Source organism: Hathewaya limosa, assembly GCF_030815255.1.
In the GTDB taxonomy this organism is placed as follows: Bacteria; Bacillota; Clostridia; order Clostridiales; family Clostridiaceae; genus Hathewaya; species Hathewaya limosa.
In genome coordinates this window covers 73,534-86,707 of the sequence record NZ_JAUSWN010000008.1, presented here as the reverse complement: position 1 = coordinate 86,707, position 13,174 = coordinate 73,534, and the positions used below count along the sequence as shown (strand labels likewise).

General features: G+C 28.0%; 2 protein-coding genes. Both read right to left on the bottom strand.

The genetic code is table 11. The features are described from left to right. Positions 1–103: 103 nt before the first annotated feature. A complete protein-coding gene (locus tag QOZ93_RS06015) occupies positions 104–6,652 on the bottom strand; it encodes a hypothetical protein (protein WP_307355505.1) in 6,549 nt (2,182 codons plus the stop codon). Positions 6,653–6,675: 23 nt separating this feature from the next. After that, on the bottom strand, positions 6,676–13,167 hold the full coding sequence (locus tag QOZ93_RS06010; RefSeq protein ID WP_307355504.1) for a hypothetical protein: 6,492 nt from the start codon (positions 13,165–13,167) through the stop codon (positions 6,676–6,678). Positions 13,168–13,174: the final 7 nt, after the last annotated feature.

The following is a 13,174-nucleotide window of genomic DNA, read 5'->3' as shown; positions in this document are numbered from 1 at the left end:
TACAAAATCATTCAAATGCAACAAAAGCCTCCAGTAACATGGAGGCTTTTTCAACATTGTAAGATGCCTTTTAAGAATACATCTTTTAACTTAATTAGATCTTCTAATTTAGTTGTTTATCATTATTTGTATTATTACAATTAGTACAGCATTTTAGAACTTCTTGTCTTTCTTGATTTTTTATTAAAACTCCTTTTTTACTTACAGAATAAGTTATTATTGCTAAACATACATTAGCTTCAGTATAACTTGTATTATAATCAGTACATTGAACTTCTACTCCTGTTATTATATTGGATTGAGTTATGACATTATCTCCAACATACACTACTGATTGAATATTTCTACTAGGTAGAACCCCTACCTTTGTACTAGTTTTCACTGAGCTACAACCTTGCATTTCATATATAATAGTATATGGCACAGTAAAACTATAACTTATAGTTTTAAAATTAAGTCCACAACTATTATTACTTATAGTTAAAGTTCCTTGCTTAATTACTGGATTAGCAAATATAATATTTTTAAATTTATATCCTGTAACTTGTGGTAATAACACATTTTCATATTTATAATATTTAGCACATTTCCCCAAGACATTATTGATATATAAACACTCTAATTTTTCTTGATTTTTTGTACTACTTGCATAAACCGTAAAAACACATTTACTTTCTATATTTTGTGAAGTTCTTATACTTAAATTTACCCACCCTTGTTCCAATTGCCCAACACTTAAAGGCGTGTTTTTATATTGAAGTACTGTATAGCTAAAAGTTAATTTAATATCTTGATTGGTTGCATTCTGTTCTAAAATTGTTGGATATATTATACCTCCTGGAATATTAGAAACTTGAACTTTATTTCCATTGATTTTTGAATCTTCTAAAATACATGATGGAGAATAAAAGGCTTCTAATTGTAAATCATAAACTGTTGTATTCTTAGTTATAGTTACGATAACCTCATAATTTATACTGTACATATTAGGATTTTTAAAATATTCCTTAGAACTATACTTTAAATCCACTAATACTTTTCCCCAATAAATACTACTATTAATTGTTATAAAATTATTAGTCCTAACTGCCCTAGCCGTAATATTAAATTGTATTGGATTACCTGTGTCAAGGTTATTATTTATTTTATAATTTAAAGTTATATACACACTTCTTCCATCACCTACTTCACTTAACGCTTGAAGTTGTGAATTCAAATTAGTATTAGCATATACTTCTTGTACAAAAACTCCATTTATAAAAATATTGTAATTCATTGGGATAGGATCTATTTCCAATATAAAACTTTGAATAGGATTAGATACATTCGTTAAAATATAAGTTATATTTCCCTTGCATCCCAAAACGCCATAAGAATTAGCTTTAGTACTAGTCACATAATTATTTTTACTTGGTACAAAACTAAATAAAGTATTTAAATTTTTTACCTTTACTATATTAGAATAAATATTATTAGAAACAGTACTTCCTGAGCTACTAATAATATTCTCTATAGCTTGATTTTGTATCACATTACTATTATTAAAATTTAAAATTTTAGCTGTATATATGGCTTGTATAGTACTTTGTGGTGCTAAAGAAGTTATTCCATTCCATTTTATAAGTCCTGTTTTTGCTAAATTTAAATCAATTTGTCCTATACTAATTTGTTGAATAGATAAAATTTCTAAATTAGAATTTAATGTATCTTCAACTTCGATATTATCTATTATATCATTACTATTATTTACAACTTCTATTTTATATTGAATAATATCATTAGTAGAAGCATATATAATACTTTCAGTAAAAGAATTTGATAAATTATAATTTCTTTGATACTTCTTTATAACAACCAAGTTATCTATAATATTTATATTTATATTACTTTGCTGTGGAACAACGGGCTGTGTTAATTGAGAATTTCTATACCACCCAACATAAGTCAAATTATTTTGGATATTATTAATATCAGTTTCCTCTTTCTTCTGTAGTATAGCAGTAATTGTAAAATTAAAATTAGTTTCACTACTACTTATTGCCATGTTTTCTATAGCCTCAAAACAAATCTTTTGTCCATTTACAGTAACACCTGTTGGTTTACCATTTACCATTGGCACTGTATCATTATCATAGTTTTGCCCTACTGGCAATACATCACAGACTTGTAAGTTATAAAAGCTAATCCCTTGTGGAATTTGTACATTTATTTTATACATTATCTTATTTCCAACTGTAGGACTCATAGGTGATGCTGTTTTAGTCACCCTAATATACGGATATTGTTCCTCTACTAAATTTCCTGCAACATTATATCTTTTTGTATTCTGTAAAGTTGCTGTAGCAAAATTAACGCTAACCAAATTTTTACACACATAAGCTGCTGGAACATTTTCTTGCATTTGAACTTTAAATGTTGCACTCAATATTTGTCCTATATATAAAATATCTATATCCCAATTAACTATATTATTAACAAGATTAAAGGTTAAATTCCCCTCTTTTACAATTACAGTATCTATATACTTTATATACTTATCTAAATCACAATTCACATTTAAATTATACGCTGGTGCAGATCCCAAATTCTCTATATTTATCCTAAAATTCAAAAATTCTAAAGGTTTTACTTCTAATTTTTCATCCAAGAATACATTTCCATTTTCTGAGAAACATTGCTGTAGTCCTATTGTTATATAAGGCTGAATAACATTTACTGTACAACTGGCTTCCACTTGTAAGTTACTGAGTTCAATAGCACTTGATGCCCAATTCATGGTAACAATATTTGTTTGTACTACCTCCCCTTTTTGTAACATACCTAATACCTCTGTTTGATTTACCATTACATTATATTTATAATTTAAAATTTTCTTTTCTTGTAAAGTATTCACTAAAGCTTGCTCCAATAATTTAGTTTTTTTTATATTTCTATTTTCTTCCGTAGCAAGCATAGTATTTGGAGTTATGTCATTTAAATATTGTTGTCCAAGAGGTAAAATGTCATTCACAATACAATTAAATAATTGCAAACCTTGTGGAATTAAAATTTGTAAATTATATGTGAGTACATTGCCAATTTCTATAGTTGAAGAACTTGGGACTAAATTTATCTTTACTATATCTGCAGGAACTATATATTCTAATATATTAGACTTTACTACCCCAAATTGTACTCCATATAAACTTGTAAGACTTGTACTATAATAACTAGATATATTATTCTGTACTATTTGTCCAGGTACTACTGGTCCTAATACTTTACATAAAAACGTTATTATAATAACTTCTCCACCATTTAATACTGGTATCATTCCATCTATTACAGAATTGCCAAGAGGTCTTACTAAAATAAAGTTTTCTGTTGGAACAACTCCACCAACACTTTCAATTTCTATACCAGTAATATTTTGAACCTTTATAGTGCTATTAAAATTATTATACACCTCTACATTATACATTGGACTAGTAGATTTATTAGTTATTTGTATTTGATAATAAACCTCCTCACCAACATTAGTTATAGTTAGTAAGTTAGTAGTTAAATTGTTCATTGTTAATCCTTGGGTAAACTGTAATTCTAATATCAAAGATGTAGATATCAAATAATTCTCTGTTGTAATGGGTGAACCACTAACTCCTTGAGCATTAACATCCCAATTTAAAGTACATTGTTGAGATAAAAAGCTTTGTTGATATTGGTTAGAACTACTAGGCTGCAATATTGTTATATCATAATAGCTAGTTAGAGTTAACCCCTCTTCTCCTCCACTTATTACATTACCTAACTTTATAACAACTTCCTGATCAGAAGCAGAAACAAGTACCCCATTACCCTTAAAACTATTAGGTGTATATTTCTCATTTCCTGTTAAGGTACTAGTAATCTTTGCATTATAAATAACTGTATTAGCTGGAATTTGTACTTCTATATAATAGGTTACTTGTTGTCCCACAATGACGGTAGTTGCCTGAACTTCAGTATAAGTAACTCCCACCTGAGATGAAGTATCTATAACTTCACTTTTAAAATACCCAGTTATTGTAGGTATATTTACTTCTATTCCTACAGAATTTGAGGCATTCTCCCCTTCCATACTACTTCCTTGAGCATTCGAAAAAGTACAATAAAAGGTATTAAAAAGTTGTGTCCCCTTTTTATAACTACTAGGTACAATACAATGTACAATAAGACTTTCTTGTTGCTTTATATTCATATTACCAACATGCCAACTTATATTATTATTACTTTCACTTATCCCATAAGGTTCTGCCCCTACGTATTGTAATGGTAAACTATCTGTAACAGAAACATTATAAGCAGTAGCATGACCATTATTATTAATTGTAAGTTGATAATCTATCTTATCACCTATATCAATATTACTTAATGGTTTTTGTGTAAATTGGGTTTGGCCCTTAGTTACATTTCGTTGAGATTTTATACAATTTATATTACTACCATTAATTCGTACAAGACAACTGGCTAAGGTAGTATTAATTAAATGAGTATCTGATGTGTTTAACCAAGTTACGTTACATACATTATCTTGTAATTGTGTATATGGTGCTGGGAACGGAAATGATGTAAGGTTTATTTCATAAGTATAAGTTATAGTTATTCCATTCCCTTTTCCACTTAATTCATTAGTAGGTTCAACATATTGTAAGATTCCTTCTTGGGTTACTATTGGAGTCCCTTTAGATGTTAGTGAAGATGTCCAAGATCCTTTTACATAACGATATCCTTCTACAAGTAAACATGAAACTTTTAAATTGTAAACAGTTATTCCTTTAGGTATATCTATATTAATTATATATTTTGTATTTTGTCCAAAGTACATAACACTTTCATTGCACTTATAAATAACATTTAAACCATTTATTATGATTAATAACTGGTTAGATTGGCAAGTAAACATACTAGAATTACTTAAACTAGAATAATAAACAGCTTGTGAAACACTAATATACTCATCATCTAGTGCTACTGTATTACTAACAGTTAAAGCATACTCATATTCCAAAACTTCACCAGGACTTATTTTAGGAATCATCCAAACAACATTTCCCGTTTCTCCAACGTTTGGAACCTTAGTGCTTCCTTCCATGGTTGCAGATACATTTCTATTAAATAAAAAACATGGCTGTAATGCGTCTGTTATAACAACATTAAAAGAAGGCGCACTTCCTTCACAACTTATAGTTACTTTATAGTTAACTACATCTCCTGCATTTACAAATATCTCATTTTCTGAATAACTATTATTAGCATTTCCTACCACAACTTGCTGTTTAAGAATACTTATCTTGGGAGTAGTAACCTCTAAATTACAAGTTGTAGAAGTTTTATTAGTTTGAATTCCACTATAACTATCTGCCTGCCAAGTCATATAACAATTATTTATTTTTTTCTTATAGTAAGGATACTGAAAATTTACAGTATCATCACTAACGCTAAATGTATAGACTATAGTTGTATTTTCCATGGCCTTGATGTATCCAGGACTTCCCCACTCTGTTACCTGTGGCATCTCTATTACTTGTTGGTTATTATCATTTGTACTTAAAACAGGTTCCTCCGATATAGGATTACTCGAATTTATAGTTTGAGTTAAATTACCTATATACTTTTGATCTAAGGGTAATACATCATATATCTTAAAAGCTGTAATCTCTGTACCTTTAACAATTTTAATAGTTATACTATACTGAAATTCACTTCCTACAACTATAGTTTTATTGCTCACATTTACATTAAAACTTGCTCCATTATTATTTATAACTAAAGAATTACTAATAAACTTTTCTACTTTTGTTGGAGGAATAGTATATTGACCTCTCACATAATTTTCAATATTTTGTATAAGTGATATATTCGGTAAGACTTGAGTTTGAAAAGTAAAAATTGCAACTTGTCCTATTTCTAAATTAGGAATATTCCATACAATCTCATTTTTACTACTATTAAATTGTTGATTGCCCAGATTAAGTGAAAAAGAAGAAGGTTCTATCTTAAACATAGTTAAAAGTCTATCCGCAGTAACTATATTAGTAGCCTCTGACTTTCCACTATTTATAACAACTATTCTATACTCAATAGTATCTCCTATATTAAAATCTATTTCGTTGGTTGTAAAATTTTCCTTATTAGTTACATTTCTTTGTTCATATTCTAAATTTATATAAGGAAGTTGAACATATATTGTAGCTGTATCTTTTACAGTTCCATTAAAAAAGACCTTGTCATTATTAGACCAATTAACATATATATTACTGATCTGTTGATCAACTGATTCATTATAAACATTTATTATAGGATTTTTAGGCAAGTTTGCATCTAATATCTTTGCCTTAAAAGAATATACACTTACAACTTCTTCATCACTAGCATCTATTATATCAATGTTTGGAAAAATAATTTTACCATTTGTAATTGTAGGATTAGAACTCAAATACGTTCCATTTAAACTAAATGTATTTTCTATTACCTCTTGTAACTCATAAGGATAATCTATATTTAACTGTATATTATATGCAATCACCCCTTGTGGAACTGTTATTTGAATTATATAAGTTATTATATCATTAACTTTACAAGTGACTGGAGATATTATACTTTCTAACATTAAATTTTTATTAATATTACTCATTTCTCTCTATGCTCCTTAACTGCTTACTTATTACAAATACTACAGCAATGTAGTATTTTTGCTCCTTTAGTTTCTTTAACTAACATAGATTTTTTTCCAACAGAATAAGTAACAATTCCTAAACAAGCTGTAAAAGAATTATTATTGTTAATACATAATTTTTTTATTATAGTTTCTGAAACAATTTGAATACTTTCGTTTATATACTCAGGCGTAAACACCATAACTTTAACATCTTGACTCGCCAGTATTCCTTCTCTAATAGTTGCTTCTATACTATTACATCCTTGATTTTCATACTCAATTGTATACGGAATAGTAAATTTATAGCTAACCTCAATAAAATTATTATCACAATTACTAGATATTATAGTCTTATCTTTAATAATTGGATTACTAAATAAAATATTCTTTACTTCAAACCCTTCTACATTAGGAATTGATATATCTGTATATTTAAAGTATTGTACACACTCTCCTTCAACATTATCTATATATATACAACTTATTTGTTCTCCTGTATTTTGATCACCAATATATTGTTGTAAAGTACATTTCATATCAATATTTGGTGAAGTTCTTATGCTTAATAATGCTAAAGATTGTTCCAATTCCCCAACCCCTATAGGAGTATTCTTGTATTGAAGTAAAGTATATCCATAATTTATTTGTAAAGAATCCTTTAGGGCATTAACCTCTGTTATAACAGGATATATTAATTTACCCTCTGCTACAGTAATATTTACTGAACTTCCATTTTGAGTAGCACTATCAAATATATATGAAGATGAATAATTTGTTTCTAATTGAAGATCATATATTTTAATACCTTTGCTAATATTTATTTGAACATTGTAATTTACACTATACATATTAGGGTTTAACTTATAATTACTTGAAGTATAAGTGGAATTCATAGAAATACTACCTAAATAAATATAATTATTAATTGTACTTACATAATAAGAAATTGTTGATGTAGTAATACTAACTGTAAATGTAATAGGATTTTGTGTTATTTTATAAACTTTAGGGACATTATAAATTAAAGATATATATACCCTACCCCCTGGTAATATATTATTTAATTCATTTAAACTACTATTAAAAGAAGTATTATTGTACACCTCTTTTACAAAAACTCCGTTTATTAAAATCGAATAATTAAAAGGCAATTCTGAAATTTGCAAACTTACATTTTGTGCTATAACAGATGTATTTGTATAAACATATGTTATTTTTCCTCTACATCCCAACACCCCATAAGATTGTGCTTGATTAAAATCTATATAATTAACTCTGCTTGGTTCAAAGTTAAATTGTGTTTTTAAATCTCTTAATTTAACTTTATTTGAATAAACATTATTAACAGCACTTGCTAGTCTATTACTTTGAAAACTTTCTATAGCCTCATTTATTATCGCACTTCCATTAAAACTTTGGATTTCTACTTCATAAATAAGTTTAATACTTTGCTGAGGTACTAAAGTGGAGTTATAATTCCATTTTATTATTCCTTCCTTTAATAATGTTTGATCTAAACTTCCTTCAGTTATACTAACTATGCTAATAAACTTTAACCTACTATCTATTGTGTCAGTAATTACTATATTACCAGTGTTATCCTTACTATTATTTGTAACAACTAACTGATACTGTATATCATCTCCTACTGAAGCATAAAGCACACTTTCTGTAAATATATCTTTATTCCCTACAATTCTTTGTTGTTTAGTTATATTTATCATATTATTATATACGTTTATATTTAAGTTATTCTCTTGTGGAACTGCTGCATTTGATGCTTTATTATCTAAGTCCCACTGAATATAAGCTAAATTATTTTGAATATTACCATTAGGTATATCTCCTACTCCGTTAACTCTAGCTGTAAAACTATAGCTATAAGTTTCAACACTTTCACTAGGTATACTATTTGAAATTGAATTAAAAGTAACTTCTTGTCCGTTTACTATAACATTTGTGGATCTTCCATTTAATGTTGGTAACTCTGCTTCATCATACTCCTGACCGACTGGTAATACGTCTCTTACCTTCAAGTTATAGCACACCACACCTATAGGTATTTTAACTAATAAATTATAATTTATCTTACTTCCTATAACTGCATTTGTTAAATTACCAGATTTGATAACTTGAATATTAGGTAATTGCTCTTTAAGGGAATTTCCATTATTGGAATCTGTTAATGCAGAATTTAAATTAGATGTTCTGTCTGTTTCATTAAAAGTATTTTCTAATATAACTCCAGCTGCCGCCCCATTTCTCACTTGTACTGTAAATATAGCTGTTATACTTTGTGTAGAACTTACCTGTGGTATGCTCCATAAAACCTGATTTGAAGAACTATCCAAAGTTATAGTTCCATTTTTTACTGAAATCTCATCAACATACTTAATAAATTGGCTCAAATTACAAGTTACTACTACATCATATGCTGTCCCAGATCCAAAATTTATAAGATTTAACCTAAAATTTAAATTATCCCCTACATTTACTCCTGCTTTGCTTTCATAAAATACTTTATCTGTTCCTACAATCTGTTGTTCACATGTCAATTTTAAAGCTGGCTTACTAACCATAACTGTACAAGTGGTATTTACATCTATAATTGATGGTGAATTAGGACTCTGTGCCCATTGAAGTATAACCTCATTTGTTTCCTCAACTGGTTCAAGTGATTGAGAACCTATATCTAATACTTCATTAATTTGAACTCCGTACGTATAATCTAAAATTTGTCCACCATTTTCAGTATTAATTAAACTTTTAGTAATAAGAACTACTTCTCCTGTAGTTGATGTACTACTAAAAGACTTTGGACTTATATCTTGTAAATACATTTGACCTAAAGGCAGGGAATCAAGTAAAGAACAATTATACATTTTCATACCTTGTGGAATAAACACTTGTAAGTTATATTTCAATTGACCTCCTACTTCAACTAACTCCGGCACTGGAATTAAGTTTAATTTAATAAGACTTGTAGGAATATAACATTCAACCTTATTTGATTTAATTAATCCATATAAAATTCCATTTGTTTGTTGTTCAGTACCATAATAAGTAGATATTTCATTTGTAAGACTTGTTCCAGGCACAACAGGTCCAACTAATTTAGTAATAAAAGTAATTGTTACTGTGCTATTTTTATTAATCACTGGTATATTACCATAAAACTGAAAACTACCTAATGGTTGTGTTAATATAAATGCTCCACTAGGAACAACACTTTCAATGCCTTGAACTAATATAGAATCCTGAAAATTATCATATATTGATATATCATACATTGGATAAGCTGTATTATTAATAACACTTAGTTCATAAAATATTTCTTGCCCTACATTACTTAACTCTAACATATTCTCACTTACACTACTTGAATTAAAACCATGTTTTAAAACTATCTGAGGCTTTAGCGATGTACTATATGCATAAGAATTTGCTGTTACACCACTTGCAGAAGGCCCTCCTTCATGAATATTCCAATTTAAAGTATTATATTGAAATAATGGATTTTGTATTATTTGCTCTTTACTGGATGTCGCCTCAGTAGCCTCTATATCGTATGAAAACTTAAAATTCTTTGGTCCTGTTACTACCTTTCCTAGACTTATAGTTAAACTATTATTGGTACTTGATATTAAAGTTCCATCTCCAGAAAAGGTAGAATCAACATAAACTTGTCCACTGCTTAGATTACAATTTACTTGTATATCATACAAAGTAGTACCTTGAGGAATTGTAACATCCACATAATATGGTATCTTTACTCCAACTATCATGGTTTCTGTCTGTCCTTGAGCATAAATTACACTTCCAGAAGGTGTAACCTCTAAATTTAAGAAATAAGAATTCATACTAGGAATATTATTCTCTATTGCTACATTATTAGATGGACCTCCAATAAGAAAATGATTTTCTTCTAAAGAAGGATTGTAACTAACATCAAAATTGTTTACCTTACTAGTTCCCTTTACATAATCTTTAGGAACTTGACAAGTTAAAATATACGTTACAGAATTATTAGGACTTAAATTTCCACCAAAACTAGTAAATTCAGTACTACTTTGTAAAGTTGGATTAGGTGCTGTAGAACTTACATAAGTTAGACTTAAATTATCTATTATAGCAACTGCATATCCTGTAGCTTTTCCATTATTAGTTATACTTAATTGATATTCTATTATATCTCCTGGGTTAACATTAGTAATAACATCCTTAGTAAAACTTGTTTGTCCTTGTGTTTTATTTCTTTGAGCCTTTTCACAAATTAAATTAGGTTGATTAACTTGTATATCTATATGACCAAGTGTAAATTTAAGATCATTACTATTAAGATCATTATCCCAATATACGTTACATAAGTTACTGGCTATTATATAGTAGGGACTTATAGCTTCAGGTAAATTTGTAACTGTTGTCGTATACGTATACGTAACAACTAAGGGTTCATTAGTTGCTTGTAATTCTATTGTTGGTTCGATGTATTCTAACATATTATCACTTAATTGCTTAGGATTAGAAGTTCCTTTAAGATTATTTAAGGAAGTCGTCCAAGAAGCATTATTATATGTCTCCATATAACTTAGCATACATAAAATCTTCATATTATATATAGTAATTCCTTTTGGTATTGTAATGATAATTGAATATTTTATAATATCATTAAAAACAACAATAGATTTACTTGGAGTATAGTTAAGTCCTACTCCCTTTATTATTAAAAGTAATTGATTAGATGTTTCACTTAATTGAATACCTCCATTACTTAACGTATTATATTTTGCAACTGAAGTATCTAAAAAGATTTCTTTTAACTTAACTAATTTACTAATTGTTACAGAATATATATATTCAGCACTCTTACTTGGTTCAAGATTACCTACATTCCATGTAATAGTTCCGTTACTACCTACTGTCGGAACTGAAACATTTCCTAGTGTAGGACTTGATACAGTAGATTGAAATAAAAAACAAGGTTGTAATTTACTTGTAACTACTATATTATAAGCAGTTGAAGTTCCATTATTGGACACTCTTAACTTGTAATTAATTGCATCTCCTATATCAGTTAATATTTCACTTTGAATATATTGGTTATTTATATTAGTTTGTAATTGTTGTTCTTTAAATAATACTAAATTAGGTTGATTGATAGTAATCGTACAATTCTCCTCATCTCCATATGTTTGGAGATTACTTCCTTCCCCTACACTCCAAGAGATATATCCTAAGTTAGTCACTTGTTGTATATAAGGATATGTTTGTACTTGATTTATTAATTCAGCTTGAAATTTATACACTATAGTATTAGATACAGTAGTATTTACTGATCCAGGCTTTCCCCATTTAGTAACTTGGGGTATTACAATTATCTGTTGGTTTGTATTATCTTGAGTTTCTAAACTTGGTGTTAAATTAATAACTGATTCGGTATTAATTTGTTGAGTTAAGGTTTTATCAACATATTGTTGATTAGGAGGAAGTAAATCATAAACTTTTAGATTTTTTACGTAAACATTAGGTGGAATTATAATTGTAAGAATATACCCTATATTACTTCCTAGTATATACTGATTAGAAGTTGATGTAACTGTAAAATTAGCTCCTTCACTATTACTAACAAGTGTGTTACTAGAAAACTTCTCTGTCTTAACTGCAGATTTAACATATGTGCCTGTAACATAACCTAATATTACTTGTGACATACTAACTACTGGCAAAACTTCCACCGTAAAATTCAAAATTTCTTGTTGTTTAGGTTGTAATGATGGTAAATTCCATATAATTTTATTGGAATTAGCTACTTGAAACTTACCCGATGTCACTACAAATGATTTATGATCTATTTTTAAAACATTTTCAACTAAGTCTGTAACAATAATATTGTTAGCTGATGCTAAACCGTTATTGCTAACTATTATTTCATATTTTATAACATCACCTATATTAAAATTTAATGCATTTCTTGTTAATTCACCATTTTGCATAGTATCTGCGTGTTTATAATCTATTACTATATACGGCAAACAAACATTTAATATTCCTGTACTATTACTTACATCATTTTCAACAATGTTTAAGTTGTTAGACCATTTTACTACTACTTGACTCTCTTGCACATCAACATATTGATATTCAAAGTTTATTACTGTTTCTTTAGGTAATTTTGCATCTATAACTTTAGCTTGAAATGTATACACTGTATTTATTTCTTCATCACTAGCATCTATTTGGGATATAGGAGAAAATTTTATTTGATTATTTTCTATAGTGGGTTGTACATTTAAGTTTATGTTATCTCGCATAAAACTTCCTAATATTATTTTTTGATCATTGGTTGGATAAACTACAGTGGTTTGTATATTGTATGCAACTACCCCTTCTGGTACTGTAATTTGAACCATGTAAGTTACAATATCACCTATATTACAAGTAACAGGAGATATTATAGTAGTCACATTTAATTGATCATTTATACTACTCATATTTTAC

Bases quoted from the DNA above. Each gene is read 5' to 3' on its own strand.
- QOZ93_RS06015 (WP_307355505.1), bottom strand. From the start codon at position 6,652: ATGAGTAATATTAATAAAAATTTAATGTTAGAAAGTATAATATCTCCA.
- QOZ93_RS06010 (WP_307355504.1), bottom strand. From the start codon at position 13,167: ATGAGTAGTATAAATGATCAATTAAATGTGACTACTATAATATCTCCT.